The following is a 16,861-nucleotide window of genomic DNA, read 5'->3' on the forward strand; positions in this document are numbered from 1 at the left end:
GGCAAAGGTGTATCAGGAGACGAAGACCCATCGCGCTTTCCACCGACATAATGCTGCCCATGGTCTTCGGAGCGGTGCGCCCCATGGAACAGCCCCCCGAGGCCCTGCCGACCGTCCCCATCCCTCTATTTGCGGTACCCGCCGACATGTCCCTGAGCCCCGCCAGCAGCAACGGCATCGTTCCGAGCCAATCCGCGCGGATCGAGGTCATCGGCGTCGGCGGCGGCGGCAGCAATGCGGTCAACCGCATGATTGCCTCCGACCTCCAGGGGTTGAGTTATCGGGTGCTCAACACCGACGCCCAGGCCCTGATCCAGTCGGCGGCGCAGCAACGGGTTCAGCTGGGCCAGAAACTCACCCGTGGCCTCGGCGCCGGAGGCAACCCGGTGATCGGCCAGAAGGCGGCCGAGGAATCCCGGGCCGAACTGGCCCAGACCCTGCAGGGCGCTGATCTGGTGTTCATTGCCGCCGGCATGGGCGGCGGCACCGGCACCGGCGCCGCCCCGATCCTCGCGGAGGTGGCCAAGGAGTGCGGCGCCCTCACGGTGGCGATCGTCACCAAGCCCTTCAGCTTCGAGGGCCGCAAGCGCATGCGCCAGGCCGAAGAGGGCATCGCCCGCCTGGCCGAGCATGTGGACACCCTGATCGTGATCCCCAACGACCGGCTGCGGGAGGCGATCGCGGGCGCGCCGCTGCAGGAGGCCTTCCGCGCCGCCGACGACGTGCTGCGCAGCGGCGTCAAGGGCATCAGCGACATCATCACCAGGCCGGGCCTGGTGAACGTGGACTTCGCCGATGTGCGCTCGGTGATGGCCGAGGCCGGCACCGCCCTGCTGGGCCTTGGTGTGGGCTCGGGCCGCTCCCGTGCCACCGAGGCCGCCCAGGCGGCGATCAGCAGCCCCCTGCTGGAGGCGGCCCGCATCGACGGCGCCAAAGGCGTGGTGATCAACGTCTGCGGTGGCAAGGACATGACCCTCGAGGACATGACCAGCGCCGCTGAGGTGATCTACGACGTGGTCGACCCCGAGGCCAACATCATCGTTGGAGCCGTGGTCGACGAAAGCCTTGAGGGCGAGATTCACGTCACCGTGATCGCCACAGGCTTCGATGCCGGCAACACCTACCGCCCGGAGGCCTCGATCAGCAGCTTCGTCTCCTCCCTGGGCTCCTCCAACGCCAGCACCAGCGAAACGGAGCTGCGGGGCGCCACGATTCCGGCTTTCCTGCTCAACCGCCAGAAACACGAGGGCTGACGCTGGCTCTCCCAGGGCCCGCAGCTGTGCTGCCGAGTGTGCTGGCGAATCGCTGAAAGCGTGGGGCCTAAGGCCATCGAGCCGCCAACGGCGAGTCCCATGAAAAGGGTGACCCGGAGTCCACGCCTGCCCCGAGCATCCCGTTTGGCTGCTCCCTTCCGGGTCTGACCAGGTTTGGGCGTCTGAGCCGCGTGGGTCCGAGTCGAATGGATGCTAGCAATGGCCCCTGCGCACCTCTGGCCTGTGCCCCTGCGTCCCGGTGATCTGATCAAGCGGAAGCAGGCCGGCCAGCGCTTCGCGGTGCTGACCGCCTGGGACGCCCTCTCGGCCGCCCTGGTGCTGGAGGCCGGCGCCGATGTGGTGCTGGTGGGCGACTCCCTGGCGATGACGGTGCTGGGGCACGCCACCACCCTGCCTGTGACCCTCGAGGAGATGATCCACCACACCCGCGCGGTGGCCCGGGGCCTGGGCGCCGCGCCAGCCAGCCAACCCTTGCTGGTCTGTGATCTGCCCTTTCTGAGCTACCAGTGCGGCTTGGATCAGGCCGTGGCGGCGGCCGGGCGGGTGCTCAAGGAGACCGCCGCCGCCGCCGTGAAGCTGGAGGGGGGGGAGAGCGAAACCGTGGCCGTGGTGGACCGGCTGGTGCGCAGCGGCATTCCGGTGATGGGTCACCTGGGGCTCACCCCCCAGTCGGTGCACCGCCTGGGCTACCGCCGCCAGGCCAACGACCCGATCAGCCAGGAGCGCCTGCGCCGGGCGGCCCTCGACCTCGAGGCCGCCGGCTGCTTCGCCCTGGTGCTGGAGCACGTGCCGGCCGCCCTGGCGGGCGCCCTGCGGCGGGAGCTCTCCATCCCGGTGATCGGCATCGGCGCCGGCGACGACTGCGACGGCCAGGTGCGCGTCACCGCCGACCTGCTCGGCCTCACCCCCAGCCCGCCCCCCTTCTGCCCGCCGCTGCTGCCGGGCCGGGAGCTGGCGGTGGAGGCGCTCAGGGGCTGGCTGGAACGGCAGCGGCAGAGCGCTGCTCCCACCACGCCAGCAGCTCCCGCAACACCGCATTGCTGAGGGCCAGACCCTCCGGGTCGCTCAGCCGCCAGCGGGGTCCCTCGATCCGCAGCAGCCCCCGCTCCCTGAACGGCGCGCAGAGCTCCCGCAACTGATCGAGCTCACCGGCCCCCAAGCCCGACTCAACCGCCAGCTCGGCCATGTCGACCCCTTCCCGGCGGCGCAGGCCCACCAACAGACGCTCATCGAAGGGCAGGGGCACCGCCGCCGCATGGTTCAGCTCGATCGGGGGCTCCGCCGTCGCCTGGAGCTCCCCCAACCAGGCGGCGTAGGCCGCCCGGGTGCGGGGCCTGGCCAGGCGCCGGCCGTAGGGGGCGGAGGTGGCCCCGAGGCCAAACCCCCACCAGCCGGCCCCACTCCAATAGACACGGTTGTGGCGGGAGGCATGGCCAGGAAGGGCGTAGTTGGAGATTTCGTAGTGGCCATAGCCGGCCGCCCGCAGCCGCTCGGCGCTCAACTCCATCAGATCAGCGCTCTGGTCTGGATCCGGCAGGGGCAACTGGCCCCGGGCCTGCAGGCGCTCGAACACGGTGCCGGGCTCAACGATCAGGTCATAGATCGAGAGGTGAGGGGGCGCTTCAGCCAGGGCTTGCTCCAGCTGCGCGCGCCAGTGCTCCAGGCCCTGCTCCGGCAGCCCCTGGATCAGATCCAGGCTCCAGCTGCCCAGCTCCCCCATCGCCTGGGCCTGGCGCAGCCAGCCGGCGGCCTCGAGCAAATCCTGTCGCCGGTGGCGCCGCCCCAGGCGCGCCAGCACGGCGTCATCGAAGCTCTGGCCCCCCAGGCTCACCCGGTTGATGCCCGCCGCCAGGTAGCCCGCCAGCCGGCCCTGGTCGAAGCTGGCGGGATCGAGCTCCAGGCTGATCTCCGCCCCCGGGGCAATTCGGAACCGCATCGCCAGGGCCGTCAGTAGCCGCCCCACCTGGGCCGGGGTGAGCAGCGAGGGGGTGCCGCCCCCCAGGTACACCGTCGAGAGCGGTGGGCCGCCTGGCGAGCGCTCGATTTCGGTTTCGATCAGCTCGAGGTAGGCGGCGATCGAGCCGGAGGAGGCGCCGTCAGCGTGGTCCCCCAGGGGCACCACCGCGAAATCACAGTAGAAGCAACGCCTGTGGCAGAAGGGGATGTGGAGGTAGGCGCTGCGGGGCTGGAGCAAGGGCTGGCCCCGAGGTGCGGTTACCTGGCCGAGTCAAACCGGCCATCGTCCGGCATGCTGCCTGCCTGAGCGCAGGACTGCCGCAAGCCGGCCATGGTGGACACCCTGATCCTGGTGCTGTTCCTGATCTCCGGTGCGGCCACGGGGTGGCTGGGGGTCGATCTGCTTCCCGAAGACCTTCTGATCAAGGTCAGCGATCTCGCCAAGCTGCGCTGGGAACTGGCGGGCTTCGGGACCTTCGTCGCCCTGCTGGCGGGCCTGTTCTTCCAGCAGCTGCGCCGGCGGCTGATGGCCCAGGTGCGCAGCATGCCCACCGACCTGCTGGTTAGCCGGGCGGTGGGGCTGATCCTGGGGCTGCTGGTGGCCAACCTGCTGCTGGCGCCGATCCTGCTGCTGCCGCTCCCCTGGGAGGTGGTGTTCGTCAAACCGCTGGCGGCGGTGCTCAGCAACGTCTTCTTCGGGGTGCTGGGCTACAACCTGGCGGAGGTGCACGGCCGCACGCTGCTGCGCCTGTTCAACCCCTCCAGCACCGAGGCCCTGCTCGTCGCCGAGGGGGTGCTCCAGCCCGCCAGCGCCAAGATCCTCGACACCAGCGTGATCATCGACGGCCGCATCCGCGGCCTGCTGGAGTCGGGGCTGCTCGAAGGCCAGGTGATCGTGGCCCAGGCGGTGATCGATGAGCTGCAGGCCCTGGCCGATTCGAGCAACAACGAGAAGCGGGGCAAGGGGCGTCGGGGTCTGATCCTGCTGGCGGAGCTGCGCAAGCTCTACGGCCGCCGGCTGGTGGTCAACACCACCCGCTACGAGGGCATTGGCGCCGACGAGAAGCTGCTCAAGCTCACCGCCGACACCGGCGGCACCCTGCTCACCGCCGACTACGGATTGACCAAGGTGGCCCAGGTGCAGGAGCTCAAGGTGATGAACCTGAGCGAGCTGGTGATCGCCCTGCGGCCCGAGGTGCGGCCGGGGGATGCCCTGCAGCTCAAGATTGTGCGCGAGGGCAAGGAGGCCGAGCAAGGGGTGGGCTACCTGGACGACGGCACGATGGTGGTGGTGGAAGCGGCCAGGGGGCGGATCGGCGAGCGCCTGCCGGTGACCGTCACCGGTGCCCTGCAGACCCCATCGGGCCGCATGGTCTTCGCCCGCTGGGATCAGGAGCCCGCGCCCCCCCGCTAGGCTCCAGCGCAGTGGTTTTGGAGTGAGCCCTTTGATGTCGGTGTCGGCCCCCTACTACGGCGATTCAGCCGTCATGCGCACACCGCCGCCTGATCTGCCCTCGCTGCTGCTCAAGGAACGGATCGTCTACCTCGGGTTGCCGCTCTTCTCCGACGACGATGCCAAGCGGCAGATGGGCGTCGACGTGACCGAGCTGATCATCGCCCAGCTGCTTTTTCTGGAGTTCGACAACCCGGACAAGCCGATTTTCTTCTACATCAACTCCACCGGCACCAGCTGGTATTCGGGCGATGCGATCGGCTTCGAGACCGAGGCCTTCGCCATCTGCGACACGATCCGCTATGTCAAGCCGCCGGTGCACACCATCTGCATCGGCCAGGCCATGGGCACCGCCGCGATGATCCTCTCGGCCGGCGCCAAGGGCCACCGGGCGGCCCTGCCCCATGCCTCGATCGTGCTGCACCAGCCCCGCTCCGGCGCCCGCGGTCAGGCCACCGACATCCAGATCCGGGCCACCGAGGTGCTGCACAACAAGCGCACGATGCTCGAGATGCTCTCTGAGAACACCGGTCGCAGCCCCGAGCAACTCTCCAAGGATTCCGATCGCATGACCTACCTCACCGCCGCCGAAGCGGTGGAGTACGGCCTGATCGACCGCGTGCTCACCAGCCTCAAGGACCTGCCGGCACCGCTTCCTGGGCTCTGAGCCTTTCCTCCCACCGATCCCGCTTCCACCACTGCACCTGCTTCCGCCATGCCCATCGGCACCCCCAGCGTTCCCTACCGCCTCCCCGGCAGCCAATACGAGCGCTGGGTCGACATCTACACCCGCCTCGGGGTGGAGCGGATCCTGTTTCTGGGCTCTGAGGTGAATGACTCGATCGCCAACAGCCTGGTCGCCCAGATGCTCTATCTGGATTCCGACGACAATAGCAAACCCATCTACCTCTACATCAATTCACCGGGGGGGTCGGTGACCGCCGGCCTGGCGATCTTCGACACCATCCAGTACGTGAAATCCGATGTGGTGACGATCTGCGTGGGCCTGGCGGCCTCGATGGGGGCGTTCCTGCTGGCGGCGGGCACCAAGGGCAAACGCCTGGCCCTGCCCCACAGCCGGATCATGATCCACCAGCCCCTGGGAGGCACCAGCCAGCGGCAGGCCAGCGACATCGAGATCGAGGCGCGCGAGATCCTGCGCATGAAGGACATGCTCAACCAGTCGCTCGCCGACATGTGCGGCCAGAGCCTCGAGAAAGTCACCAAGGACACCGACCGCGACTACTTCCTCAGCGCCGCCGAGGCCAAGGAGTACGGCCTGATCGACCGGGTGATCGCCCACCCCACTGACGCCTGATCTCTCTTAGGCCGGTCGGCCGCGACCGTAAAGTCGCCGATTGCACCGCCCGCCGCCCGGAATGGCCCAGCTCTTCTACGACTCCGACGCCGACCTCAGCCTGCTGAACGGCAGGACGGTGGCGATCATCGGCTACGGCTCCCAGGGCCATGCCCACGCCCTCAACCTCAAGGACAGCGGCGTGGCCGTGGTGGTGGGCCTCTATGAAGGCAGCCGGTCGGCCGAGAAGGCCAGGGCCGATGGCCTTGAAGTGTTGAGCGTGGCCGATGCCTGCGCCAAGGCCGACTGGATCATGGTGCTGCTGCCCGATGAATTCCAGAAGAAGGTCTACGACGCTGAGATCGCGCCCCACCTGAGCGCCGGCAAGGTGCTGAGCTTCGCCCATGGCTTCAACATCCGCTTCGGACTGATCAAGCCCCCTGCTGATGTCGACGTGGTGATGATCGCCCCCAAGGGCCCGGGCCACACCGTGCGCTGGGAGTACCAGAACGGCCAGGGCGTGCCGGCCCTGTTTGCGATCGAGCAGGACGCCTCCGGCCACGCCCGCGCCCTGGCGATGGCCTACGCCAAGGCGATCGGTGGCACCCGCGCCGGGATTCTGGAAACCAACTTCAAGGAAGAGACCGAAACCGACCTTTTCGGGGAGCAGGCGGTGCTCTGCGGCGGGCTGAGCGAGCTGGTCAAGGCCGGCTTTGAAACCCTGGTGGAGGCTGGCTACCAGCCCGAGCTGGCCTACTTCGAGTGCCTGCACGAGGTGAAACTGATTGTTGATCTGATGGTCAAGGGCGGCCTGACCGCCATGCGCGATTCGATCTCCAACACCGCCGAATACGGCGATTATGTGAGCGGCCCGCGCCTGATCACCGCCGACACCAAGGCGGAGATGAAGCGCATCCTCACCGACATCCAGGACGGCACCTTCGCCCGCAATTTCGTGGCCGAATGCGACGCCGGCAAACCCGAGATGACCCGCATCCGTGAGCGGGACAGCCAGCACCCGATCGAGAAGGTGGGCACAGGCCTGCGGGCGATGTTCAGCTGGCTCAAAGCCGCCTGAGCGCGGCGCAACGGGCTGGCTCGAACGACCTCCGGGGGCAAACTGGCGCCAATCGCCTGAAGCCATGAGCAGCCTGCTTCCCTCCCTGGCCTGGGGCAGTGCCCAGGCCGGTGGAGCCCTCACGGTGGCCTCCACCGGCTGGCTGGTCAGCGGGCTGAGCCCCTCACCACTGGTGAACAGCCTGCTCCCGGCGCTCGGAGCCCTGCCGGCCCTGCTGCCCCTGCCCCTGAAGGCCAAGGAGGGATACGGCCTGCAGTTGGCCAGCGCGCTGCTGCTGCTGGCGGTGAGCGTCAAACTCACCGGACCCTCGGTGCTGTGGCCGCTGCTGGCGGTGCTGCTCTTCGGCCTCGGGAGTCAGATGAGCCGCCTGCCCCTGCAGCAGACCCTGCTCAGCCGCTCGCGGGTGCCGATGGAGCAGCTGCGCCTCGGTGGATCCCTCGGTCAACTCCTGGGAAACCTGCTCACCGGCGTGCTGTTCCCGATCGGCAAGGCCGTCGCCCAGTACGCCAACGCCCTGGTGCTGCTCTTGCCCCTGTTGCCCCTGGCCTGGGCCTCCGGCCGCAGCGGCCCTGAGGCCGCGCCCCCAACGCCGCTGCCTGTGCCCAAGGGTGGATTCGAGCTCCGCAGCCTCCTGCAGGGGGTGCTGTTCGGCAGCCTGTTTGCCCTGCTGGCGCTGTGGGTGCGCAAGGTGGGCGCGGGCAACTGCTTCGATTTCGGCATGGTGCTGACCGCCTATGGGCTCGGCCGCACCCTGGGGGCCACCCCGCTGCAGCCCAGGCTGCGGCCCGGGCTGCCCTACCTGCTGATCGCCCTGCTGCTGGCGGCCACCCAGGCGCTGCCGGGCTGGGGGGCGGTGCTGCTGTTCCTGCCGATGGGCCTGCTGGCGGCCGGCAGCGACGGCCATCTGATCGACGCGCTGGCCCCCTTGGGGGCGGTGGCCGTGCGCTGGCAGGTGCTGGAGCGCTCAGGGGCCCTGGGGGGTCTGCTGGGCACCCTGGCGATCGGAGCTCTCAGTCAGGCACTGGGCCTGGAGCGGGCCCTGCCCATCGTTCTGGCGGCCTTCGTGCTTGCCGCCCTGCTGCTGCACCGCCGCTGGCGCCCCCAGCTGGCGTGAATGCCACCAGCCTCGACGTCACCGCCACAGCGGCACTGGGGACCAGGCTGCTGGTGACCTGGTTCCTGGTGGCCTTGGCCTGTGGGCTCGATCGCCTGCTGGGGGACCCGCGCCGCTGGCTGCATCCGGTGCAGGTGATGGGCTGGGTGATCGACGGCCTGCGGAGCTTGGCCGAGGCCTGGGCGGGCGATCGGCCCGCTGCCCTGCGGTTGGCGGGGCTGCTGATCACCCTGCTGCTGCTGGGGGGAAGCGCCGCCGCGGGCCTGGCGGTGGAGCACCTGGTGCTTGCACGTCCGTTGCTTGGGCTGCCGCTGCTGCTGCTCGGCCTGGCCAGTGCCCTGGCCGGCCGCAGCCTCGAGCAGGCCGTGGGGAGCGTGCTGGCCGCCCTCGCGGCCGGCGACCTGGAGCAGGCCCGCGAACGCCTGAGCTGGATCGTGGGCCGCGATGTGGAGGGTCTGGCGGAGGCGGAGATCCTGCGGGCAGCGGCGGAGACCGCCGCGGAAAACGCCGTTGACGGGCTGTTCGGACCCCTGTTCTGGATGCTGCTGGGGGGGTTGCTCTGGCCCTTGGGGGGCCCTGGCCCCCTGGCCCTGGCCTGGGTCTTCAAGGCGGCCAGCACCCTCGATTCGATGCTGGGCTACCGCCGCGGCCGCCTGCGCTGGCTGGGCACCGCCGGGGCGAGGCTCGACGATCTGCTCACCTGGCTGCCTTGCCGACTGGTGGCCCTGGGGCTGGGACTGCTGGCAGGGCACCCCATCAAGCTGCTCCAGCAAGCCCTGGCTGATGGGGCGCCCGACCCCTCCCCGAACGCGGGGGTCTCCCAGGCGGCCTACGCCCATGCGGCCAGGCTGCAACTGGGAGGGGCCAACCGTTATGGCGGCCAGTGGATGAACAAACCCGTGCTGGGAACTGGCCTGGGGGCCGTCACGGCCCCGGGGGTTGGTCGCATCCTGTCGCTCAGCCGCAGGCTGGAGGGACTCTGGCTGGGGACCAGTCTGGCGGTGGCGCTGGCTCTTCCGGCTGGGCTCCAGGCGGCTGGACGGCTGGCGACTTGGCAGCTGGGAAGCTTGCCGCTGCCTCAGTAGGCGCCGCGGTCGCGGGGGAACAGGATCACGCCGATGGTGCGCACGATGATGCCCAGATCCATCACCAGGCTGCGGCGGCGCGCGTAACGCAGATCCAGGCTCACCCGGGTTTTATAGCTGAGGTTGTTGCGGCCCGACACCTGCCAGAGGCCTGTGAGACCCGGGCGCACGGCCAGCACCTCATCCATCTGCAGGCCGTAGCGCTTGAGTTCGGCGCGCACGATGGGACGCGGACCCACCACGCTCATTTCGCCCCGCAACACATTCACGAACTGGGGCAATTCATCGAGGCTGGAGCGGCGCAGAAATTTCCCGATCCGGGTGATGCGCGGGTCATCCTTGAGCTTGAAATCGTTCCTGAATTCCGCCTCCAGTTCCGGTGAGCGCTGCAGCAGTTCAGGCAAGATCCGATCGGCGTCCTTGCGCATCGTGCGGAACTTGATGCAGCCGAAATCGCGGTAGCCCCGGCCCACCCTCCGTTGCACGTAGAACACCGGCCCGTGGGAACTCAGCTTCACGACCACCGCCAGAGCCAGCAGCACGGGTGATCCGAGCGTCAGCACCAGGGCAGCGAAGAGCAGATCACCGCTGCGCTTGAGCACCCGTGAACCGATCGCCTGGGCGTCGATCAGATCCTGGGCCGTGGGCACTGAAGTCCGGCGCTGATGATCAAGTTCCACGAGCAACAGATCACCAGCGCGATCGTTCAGGCGGCGGGGTGAAGGGCTCAGCGTGCTGTCAGCCATGGACATCATTCAATGATCCCCAGGTGCGTCGATCCAATCGCCAGGGTCACTCAAACCAGAGGCACAGCGCCCGGTCGGCTGTCGTGGGCCAGCCGGCGCCGGTGCTGCTCCCAGCTGCGCTCGAGCACGCTGAGCATGCGTTCCTCGAAGCGCTCGGGGGCGAAACGCTCGGCCCAATGGCGCAGGGCCTCGCTGGAGAAACGCCTCCAGAGCTCCTGGTCGTGGAAATAGGCGACGGCCGCCTCCAGTGAGGCCACGGTCTGCTCGGGGAACAGCAGACCGGTGGGGCCCGGCACGCCACTGCGCAGGCAGCGCACGCTGTCCAGCAGGCCCCCCTGGCCCAGCCCGATCACCGGGGCGCCCGCCGCCATGGCCTCCACCGGGGCAATGCCGAAATCCTCCAGTCCGGCGAACACGTAGGCGCGGCAGCGCCCCATCAGCTCATTCACCTCCGCCTCGCTGCGGCGCCCCAGCAGCCGCACGGTGGGGCCCGCGATCGCCTCAAGCCGCCGCCGCTCAGGGCCATCGCCGACCACCAGCAGCGGCAGGGCGAGGCGATTGAAGGCCTCGATCACCAGATCCACCCGCTTGTAGGGCACCAGGCGGCAGAGAGAGAGATAGAAGTCATCGCGGGGGGCCCCCGGTCTGAAACGGGAGAGGCTCACCGGCGGCGGCACCACCAGGCTCTCGCGCCGCCAGTAACGGCGGATGCGGCGGGCCGTGAAGCGGGAATTGGCCACGAGCACATCAACCCGGCCGCTGCTGAGCGTGTCCCACAGACGCAAGCGGTGAAGTTGCCAGCGGATCAGCGGCCCCAGGGGGCTGCGGGCCAGGGCGGAGCTGGCCAGATAGGGGTGCATCTGGTCCCAGGCGTAGCGCACGGGGGTATGCACGTAACTCACGTGCAGCTGGTCGGGGCCGGTGAGCACCCCTTTGGCCACCAGATGGTTGCTGCTCACCACCAGGGGATAGCCCGCCAGATCGAGCTGCTCGATCGCCAGGGGCAGCAAGGGCAGGTACTGCTGCACATGGCTGATGCCCCAGGGCAGCTGCTGAATGAAGCTGGTGCGAATGCGGCGGCCCGCCAGCCAGCTGTCGTCGCGGTGGCTCTCGCCATCCACCAGGGCGAACAGGTCCGGCCGCAGCACCGGATCGAGGGCCTGCACCACCTGCTCCGATCCCCCCACCGAGCGGGGGGTGAACCACTCGTGCACGAGGGCGATCGGAGCGGGAAGGCGGTGCATGGGCGCACCGTAGGTGGCGCTGCCATCGGGGGCGGACATCACGAAAGCTCTCAGCTGATTGCCCCCCAGCCCAGAGATTCCGATGCTGTCCGAAGTTCCGTCAGGCCATGCCGATCCGCGAGCTGCTTGAAGACGCCATGAAGGAGCCGTCGATCGGCACGACGGCCTGTTTCAGCTGGCATGCCACCCCGGTGGGCATCGCGGCGCTCTGGCGTGTGGGGAAGCCGCCCGTCTCGCCGCCCTATGAGGACGCCCTCAAGGAGGGCCTGCTGGTGGGACTCGACCTGAGCCGTGAGGAGCGGGAGTTTCACCAGCTCAGCAACGGTCTGGTGCTGTTGTTCCACTCCTGAGTTTCGGCGGTGAGCCGGCAAGGAGCGCCGCCCCTCAGGGCAGGGAGGAGGGGGAGGAGGTGGCCGACAGGCGCTGCTGCTCCCAGTACTGCTGGGCGGTGGGCAGCAGACCGATCTGGACCTGACCCAGCAACAACATCAGGCGGTTCTGGGTCTCGGGATCCTGTGGCATGAAATCCGAGAAGATCGCCGCATGGCAGACATCAACGAACAGGGCTGCCTCCTCTGAAGACAAGCCGATGAGGTGCTCGTCGTTGTAGTGGGTGACTTTCAACGTCCAACGGCCCGTTGCTTTCACCCTAAACCCGCTACCTCAGTCCTGCTCAAACGCAAGTGTGACAACAGATCACCCGAGCGAGCCCTCTCCAGGGCCATGGGTTCGGGCCCATGGTCGATCGATTGAGGAAGCAACTACACGGATCGGTGAACCGAACCGCCCAAGACGAGAGATTCGTTACAAAGTGCCATAAAGTGGAACTGGTCATCGAGCGGAGCCACCCGGGTCCGCTTTTTTCTTGCCCATCCATGCTTCCAGCAGCGATCTGGCCTACGGAAGGTTGCTAACAACCGTTGCCGAGGGGTAGAGGGTGCCCCAGAGCCATGACGCTCCAGTAGGGATCGGTCCCAGCCGCGCCCATGGGCCGATCCGCTTCCTCGTTCTCGCCCGGGCCCCCAGCTCGATCGTTGCCGCGATCCGTGCAAGACAACCAAGCGGATCTCGCTGGGCTCAATCACCCTGCAGGCGACGAATCTGCCCATCAAGCAACTCCAGGGCGACTTCGTTGATCGACCGGCCCGTGCGCTGCGCCAGCTCGATCAGGAGTTCCATGGCCTCTGCGGAGATCTCCAGCTCAAGGCGGCGGGGGAACCGCGCCGGATCCAGGCCTTCATCCAAGCCCAAGCAGGCACAGACCAACGTTGCAGCATAGATGCATCACATACGCTCCAAGGCAAGGCTGAGGTCCCGCCGCGCAGCCCAACTTCTCCGCTGCTGCCCGATCAATCACCCACCGGGCCTGGAGTGGCCCATGGCACTCCCGGGGGCTCACCCCAGCAACGTCACGGGCTCTTGCCGAGCTGCCCGTTTCAGCGGTAGTGATACCGGCAAGCCAGGATCAGCAAAACACCTGCCTCCAGTCGATAAAACAGCCGGTGCTCGTCGTTGATGCGCCGCGACCAGCAACCGGAGAGATTTTCACGCAACGGCTCAGGCTTGCCGATGCCCGCACAAGGGTCCCGCAGACAGGCCTGGATCAGTTGATTGATCCGCCGAAGCTGTTGGCGGTCCTGACCCTGCCAGTAGAGGTAGTCCTCCCATGCCGCCGGGGTCCAACCGAGCCGCTCAGCTGCCGGCATCAGCGAGATCCGGATCAATCAGACCATGCTGGAACAGCTCACCGCGCTCCGCCTGCCCAAGGGAACGCTGAAGGTGGGCTGCATTGGCGGGAGAGCGCAGCAGATGCACCGTCTCCATCAGGCTGTTGTAGGTGTTGAGCGACATCAGTACGGCGCCCTGGGCGTGGCGGCGGGTGATCAGGGTCACATCCGCATCAGCTTCCACGCGATCAAGGACGGCCTTGAAGCTCTCGCGGGCCTCCGAAAAACTGACCACCTGCATCTGATCCGTCCAATTCCCTGTACAACAGGCTAAAGCTTCTACCTGGGATGAGCACGGCAACAGCAGGGGGAACTCCCTATTGGCGCTTGCCCCACCCAGCGGCCGTCCCTGCGCCGGGTCTTGGCGACGGAGCGAGCCACCCAGGGCTAGAGGCGATCGCGGTCGTGGTGCCTGGTACCGGCTTTGTGACCGCTCGACGGAGGGCCCAAATTGCTTTCCCCGAAAGCATTTTGGAATTCGCGGAGGCCATCTTGCCGCAAAGGCTCCGAACGCAGAGGCGCCGTAGTTGACGGTATCGGCGTCAGCCGGGGGTTGATGCAGGCGGATTTCCCCGGATCAGCCCGGACCAGGGTTTCCTCAAAAGCCTTACGGTGCAACACTTCTCGTGCGCCGCCGGATTTCGTCGGATGGAGCAAAAACGGAGAGGGTGGGATTCGAACCCACGGAAGGTTTCCCTTCAAACGATTTCGAGTCGTTCGCTTTCGACCACTCAGCCACCTCTCCAGACCACCGCGCTGCAGGGACCACAACGCCTGGCCGGCCCGCAGGCCGAGGGCACTGTAGACATCGGCCCTGGGTCCGCAGATCCAGCAACGGCCTCAGCCCGGCGGCCCCTGCAGGGAACCGCTGTCCCCACTGGCGAACCAGCCCCCGGGTAGCGCCCCCTTCCCGGCCGGGGCCCGTCCGCTCAACCACAGCCGCGGGGGAGCCAGCGACGCCAGCCACACCCGCTCGGCCCGGCGGGGCCGGAAACCCAGCCACAGGCCCGCCAGCCGTGGCCTTTCGCCGACGACCGCCTGCTGCCAAGACCACAGCGACTGGCGATCCGGCAGCAGCACCCAGGGGTGCTCCCCCACCTGCAGCCGCAGGGCCAGACCGCCGGCCGCCAGAGCCTCCAGGCTCAGCCCCGGACTCTCCAGCCGCTGCCCAGGCGCCAGCGGCAAGCGCTGCTCACCGGAGCTGAGCACCAGGGGTGAGAGCGCACGCCAGCAGGCCGGGTCGGCCGCTGCCACCGGATCGCTGACCAACAGCCAGTCGTAGCGCTGCAGACCGAGGCCCAGGGCCAGCTGACGGGCGCGGCTGCAGCTGAGGCCATCGCTTCGGGTGCTCACCAGGGCAGCGCGTCCCTGGTGGGTGGCCAGCAGCAGATCCCCCGCCCCCTGGTGCACCAACAGCAGCTGGTCGACACCGATCAGGGCCAGGTGCACCGCGCTCGCCAGGGCGATCAAGGCCAGCCCGCAGGCCCGACCCCGGCGCCATCGACCCAAGGACGCCACCAGCAGCGGCAGCAAACCCAGGCTGAACAGCAGCACCAGCCCCGCATTGGGCCGCCCCAGCTGCCACTGGGCCATGGGCAGGGCCGCAAACCAGCGGGTGATCGCCAGCAGCACTCCGGTGAGGGTCACAAGGGGCCAGGCCAGCAGAACCAGCAGCGGTGGCGCCAGCACCGCCAGCAGCGCCATCGCCATCGCCCCGAGGGTGAGGGGCGTCAGCAGTGGTGAGACCACCAGATTGGAGGGCACGGCCCAAATCGGCACACTGCCGAAGTGCAGCAGCTGCAGCGGCAGGGTCCAGAGCGAGGCCGCCAGGGGCACCGCCAGCCCCGCCGCCAGGCCCCCCGACAGCTTGTGCGCCCAGGGAGCGGAACTGAGCGACCGCAGGCGAGCGGCCAGGGCTGTTTCCAGGTCGCGGGAGGTGAGCATCAGACCGGCGGTGGCCGCCACCGAGAGCTGGAAACCCACATCCAGCAGCCACAGGGGCTGCACCAGCAGCATCAGCAGCACCGTGAGCAGCAGCACCCCCAGGGGCCGGCCGCGCTGGCCGCTCTCCAGCACCACGAAGGCCACCGCCCCCATCAGCACGGCCCGCACCACCGAGGGCTGGGGCCCCGCCAGCAGCAAGAACAGCAGCATCGCCCCGCCGGCCAGGGTCCAGCGGATCGGCCGGGGGGAGCGCCGCCCCAGCACCATCACCGCCCCGAGCAGCACCGTGAGGTGAAAGCCACTGGCCGCCAGGGCGTGGGAGAGGCCGGCGACGCGAAAGGCCTCGCGCACGGCCTGCGGCACGGGCACCACGGCGCTGCCCAGCACCAGGGCCGCCAGCACCCCGCCCCTGTCGGGTCCGCCCTGCTGGAGCAGGGCCGTGGCCATACGCCGGCGCAAGTCGGCCACCGGCGTCGCCGGTCGCTCCAGCACCTCCACTTTCTCCACACGCATCTGGCTCCAGATGCCCTGGCGGGCCAGCCGCTCGGCGGCACTACTGAGCAGGGGATGGGGCCCCGAGGCCGGCCGTCGCAGGACGCCGCTGACACGCAGGCGCCAGCCCTGGCGCAGGTCGGGGCAGGTGGAAAAACGCAGCTCCGTGGCGCCCCCGGCCTGCTCGAGCACCGCCCGGCAGCCCTCACCCGCGCTGAGGGGCTGGGGATCAACCGCCAGGCGCCCCTCCAGCACGGTGATCGGGGCCGTCCCCACCAGCCGGCTCGGATCGGCCGGCCCGGGGTGGCTCTGGTGAATCAGCCCCCACAGCAGCAGCAGCGGCAACAGCGCCAGCAGCAGGGCCCGCTGACGCAGGCCCCAGGCGCGGCGCTGGCTCAACCAGCCCGCTAACGCGACCAGGGGCACAAGGGCCAGCCAGCGGACGGGATCCGGCAGCGACACCACCCCCAGGGCCAGGGCCACCAGGGCCAACGCCACCACAACGGCAGGCATAGGGAGGTCGGAGAACACCTCGTCAGGGTTCCCAGGGGGTTCCCCTAGGGTTCGGCCACTGTCCCGTCCGTTTCCCAAAGCCCGTGCGTGCCTCCGCCGTGGTTTTCGCCCTGCTGCTGGCCGCCTGCGTGCCCGCAGGGCTCAGCCAAGCCCCTCTCCAGGCCCAGTCCCTGGCCCAGGGCCTCGGCCCAGGTCGCTCGATCACGGTGCGCGAAGGGGACACCCTTGAGGCCATCGCCCAGCGCCACGGCGTCAGCGTCGAGGGGCTGATCGAGATCAACCAGCTCAAGGACGCCAACCAGCTGGTGGTGGGCCAGCGGCTACGGCTGCCACCAGCGGGGCCGGGGCTGCTGATCCGCTCCGGCGACACCCTCGAAGCGATCGCCAACCGCAGCGACACCACCGTGGACGCCCTGCAGCGGCTCAACCCGGGCCTGCGGGCCGAGGCCCTGCCGGTGGGCAGCTGGCTGAAGCTGCCGGGGAGCCAGGGAGTGCGCCCTGAAGCGCCGGCTCCGCCGCGCCCCCTGGGGCCCGCCATTCCAGCGCCGCCGGCCGGCACGGGGGACCAGACCGCCGCCGCCGCCTTGCTGCTGAGCCCAGCCGAGCGCCGCGACCGGGCCGATCTCAGCCTGCGGGAGCAATCGGGCCGGGCCCGCTGGCGCCGCTACGGGAGCACGGAGGTGGACTGGGCCGGCTGGCGGCTGCACCCGGGCGGCGTGCGCATCACCCTGGTGAAGCCGGCCGTGGCCGATCTGGGGGTGCGGCGGGCCGGGGCAACGGCGGTGGCGGTGCAGTGCGAGAGCCTGCGCCAGACCTGGCGCATCGATGGGGACTGGGAGGGCTGGGCGCCGCCGGATCCCAGATCCATCGGCCAGCAGATCGTGATCGACCTGTGCAGCAACACCCTCGATGCACCGGCCCTGCCGGTGGCCCCCTGA

18 protein-coding genes, 1 tRNA gene and 1 other RNA gene are annotated in these 16,861 nt (G+C 69.0%); 10 read left to right on the forward strand and 10 right to left on the reverse strand.

The annotated features are described in order from the left end of the window. Positions 1 to 83 precede the first annotated feature (83 nt). Complete coding sequence (ftsZ, locus tag KBZ13_RS01280; protein WP_409995588.1) at positions 84 to 1,253, forward strand: cell division protein FtsZ; 1,170 nt, start codon at positions 84 to 86, stop codon at positions 1,251 to 1,253. Between the two features lie 107 nt (positions 1,254 to 1,360). Here ftsZ and ffs read toward each other — a convergent pair. Further along, positions 1,361 to 1,457, reverse strand: an RNA gene (gene ffs, locus KBZ13_RS01285) — signal recognition particle sRNA small type. Positions 1,458 to 1,502: 45 nt separating this feature from the next. Here ffs and panB point away from each other — a divergent pair. After that, on the forward strand, positions 1,503 to 2,318 hold the full coding sequence (panB, locus tag KBZ13_RS01290; RefSeq protein WP_255005867.1) for a 3-methyl-2-oxobutanoate hydroxymethyltransferase: 816 nt from the start codon (positions 1,503 to 1,505) through the stop codon (positions 2,316 to 2,318). On the opposite strand, the gene hemW is transcribed toward panB, so the two are convergent. Further along, a complete protein-coding gene (gene hemW, locus KBZ13_RS01295; RefSeq protein ID WP_255005226.1) occupies positions 2,242 to 3,468 on the reverse strand; it encodes a radical SAM family heme chaperone HemW in 1,227 nt (408 codons plus the stop codon). The genes panB and hemW overlap by 77 nt on opposite strands. Positions 3,469 to 3,561: 93 nt before the next feature. On the opposite strand from hemW, the gene KBZ13_RS01300 reads away from it, so the two are divergent. The 6 genes from KBZ13_RS01300 to cbiB all read left to right on the forward strand — a co-directional run bounded on the left by KBZ13_RS01300 (position 3,562) and on the right by cbiB (position 9,257). Then, a complete protein-coding gene (locus KBZ13_RS01300) occupies positions 3,562 to 4,644 on the forward strand; it encodes a PIN/TRAM domain-containing protein (protein WP_255005227.1) in 1,083 nt (360 codons plus the stop codon). Positions 4,645 to 4,678: 34 nt separating this feature from the next. Continuing rightward, positions 4,679 to 5,350, forward strand: coding sequence for an ATP-dependent Clp protease proteolytic subunit (locus KBZ13_RS01305; protein WP_255005228.1), 672 nt, complete (start codon positions 4,679 to 4,681; stop codon positions 5,348 to 5,350). A gap of 48 nt (positions 5,351 to 5,398) precedes the next feature. Further along, on the forward strand, positions 5,399 to 6,001 hold the full coding sequence (locus KBZ13_RS01310) for an ATP-dependent Clp protease proteolytic subunit (protein WP_255005229.1): 603 nt from the start codon (positions 5,399 to 5,401) through the stop codon (positions 5,999 to 6,001). A gap of 61 nt (positions 6,002 to 6,062) precedes the next feature. Continuing rightward, positions 6,063 to 7,058, forward strand: a complete 996-nt coding sequence (ilvC, locus tag KBZ13_RS01315) for a ketol-acid reductoisomerase (RefSeq protein ID WP_255005230.1) — start codon at positions 6,063 to 6,065, stop codon at positions 7,056 to 7,058. Between the two features lie 64 nt (positions 7,059 to 7,122). Beyond that, positions 7,123 to 8,172 carry a hypothetical protein gene (locus KBZ13_RS01320; protein ID WP_255005231.1) on the forward strand — a complete coding sequence of 350 codons (1,050 nt, stop codon included), beginning with the start codon at positions 7,123 to 7,125 and terminating at the stop codon, positions 8,170 to 8,172. A gap of 68 nt (positions 8,173 to 8,240) precedes the next feature. Then, positions 8,241 to 9,257: an adenosylcobinamide-phosphate synthase CbiB gene (gene cbiB, locus KBZ13_RS01325; protein ID WP_255005874.1), complete on the forward strand. Its 1,017-nt coding sequence runs from the start codon at positions 8,241 to 8,243 to the stop codon at positions 9,255 to 9,257. Here cbiB and KBZ13_RS01330 read toward each other — a convergent pair. Both KBZ13_RS01330 and KBZ13_RS01335 read right to left on the reverse strand, forming a co-directional pair. Beyond that, complete coding sequence (locus KBZ13_RS01330; RefSeq protein WP_255005232.1) at positions 9,251 to 10,003, reverse strand: sugar transferase; 753 nt, start codon at positions 10,001 to 10,003, stop codon at positions 9,251 to 9,253. The genes cbiB and KBZ13_RS01330 overlap by 7 nt on opposite strands. A 50-nt stretch (positions 10,004 to 10,053) precedes the next feature. Beyond that, the gene (locus KBZ13_RS01335) at positions 10,054 to 11,286 is read right to left on the reverse strand and encodes a glycosyltransferase (RefSeq protein ID WP_255005233.1); all 1,233 of its coding nucleotides are present in this window, start codon (positions 11,284 to 11,286) and stop codon (positions 10,054 to 10,056) included. A 68-nt stretch (positions 11,287 to 11,354) separates the two neighbouring features. Between KBZ13_RS01335 and KBZ13_RS01340 the strand changes: the two genes are divergently transcribed. Continuing rightward, positions 11,355 to 11,597: a hypothetical protein gene (locus KBZ13_RS01340; protein ID WP_255005234.1), complete on the forward strand. Its 243-nt coding sequence runs from the start codon at positions 11,355 to 11,357 to the stop codon at positions 11,595 to 11,597. A 34-nt stretch (positions 11,598 to 11,631) separates the two neighbouring features. Here KBZ13_RS01340 and KBZ13_RS01345 read toward each other — a convergent pair whose 3' ends face one another. The 6 genes from KBZ13_RS01345 to KBZ13_RS01370 all read right to left on the reverse strand — a co-directional run bounded on the left by KBZ13_RS01345 (position 11,632) and on the right by KBZ13_RS01370 (position 15,923). Further along, a complete protein-coding gene (locus KBZ13_RS01345) occupies positions 11,632 to 11,871 on the reverse strand; it encodes a hypothetical protein (RefSeq protein ID WP_255005235.1) in 240 nt (79 codons plus the stop codon). A gap of 453 nt (positions 11,872 to 12,324) precedes the next feature. Further along, on the reverse strand, positions 12,325 to 12,492 hold the full coding sequence (locus tag KBZ13_RS01350) for a ribbon-helix-helix protein, CopG family (RefSeq protein WP_255005236.1): 168 nt from the start codon (positions 12,490 to 12,492) through the stop codon (positions 12,325 to 12,327). Positions 12,493 to 12,683: 191 nt separating this feature from the next. Next, complete coding sequence (locus KBZ13_RS01355) at positions 12,684 to 12,953, reverse strand: Txe/YoeB family addiction module toxin (protein WP_255005237.1); 270 nt, start codon at positions 12,951 to 12,953, stop codon at positions 12,684 to 12,686. Then, on the reverse strand, positions 12,940 to 13,215 hold the full coding sequence (locus KBZ13_RS01360; protein ID WP_255005238.1) for a type II toxin-antitoxin system Phd/YefM family antitoxin: 276 nt from the start codon (positions 13,213 to 13,215) through the stop codon (positions 12,940 to 12,942). Before KBZ13_RS01360 ends, KBZ13_RS01355 begins: the two co-directional genes overlap by 14 nt. Positions 13,216 to 13,634: 419 nt before the next feature. Next, positions 13,635 to 13,719 (reverse strand) — tRNA-Ser (locus tag KBZ13_RS01365). A 95-nt stretch (positions 13,720 to 13,814) separates the two neighbouring features. After that, positions 13,815 to 15,923 (reverse strand): ComEC/Rec2 family competence protein, encoded by a 2,109-nt coding sequence (locus tag KBZ13_RS01370; RefSeq protein ID WP_255005239.1) that lies wholly within the window; start codon positions 15,921 to 15,923, stop codon positions 13,815 to 13,817. A gap of 83 nt (positions 15,924 to 16,006) precedes the next feature. Between KBZ13_RS01370 and KBZ13_RS01375 the strand changes: the two genes are divergently transcribed. Further along, positions 16,007 to 16,861 carry a LysM peptidoglycan-binding domain-containing protein gene (locus KBZ13_RS01375; RefSeq protein ID WP_255005240.1) on the forward strand — a complete coding sequence of 285 codons (855 nt, stop codon included), beginning with the start codon at positions 16,007 to 16,009 and terminating at the stop codon, positions 16,859 to 16,861.

Origin of the sequence: Cyanobium sp. ATX 6F1, assembly GCF_024346315.1 — a bacterium.
Classification (GTDB): Bacteria; Cyanobacteriota; Cyanobacteriia; order PCC-6307; family Cyanobiaceae; genus ATX-6F1.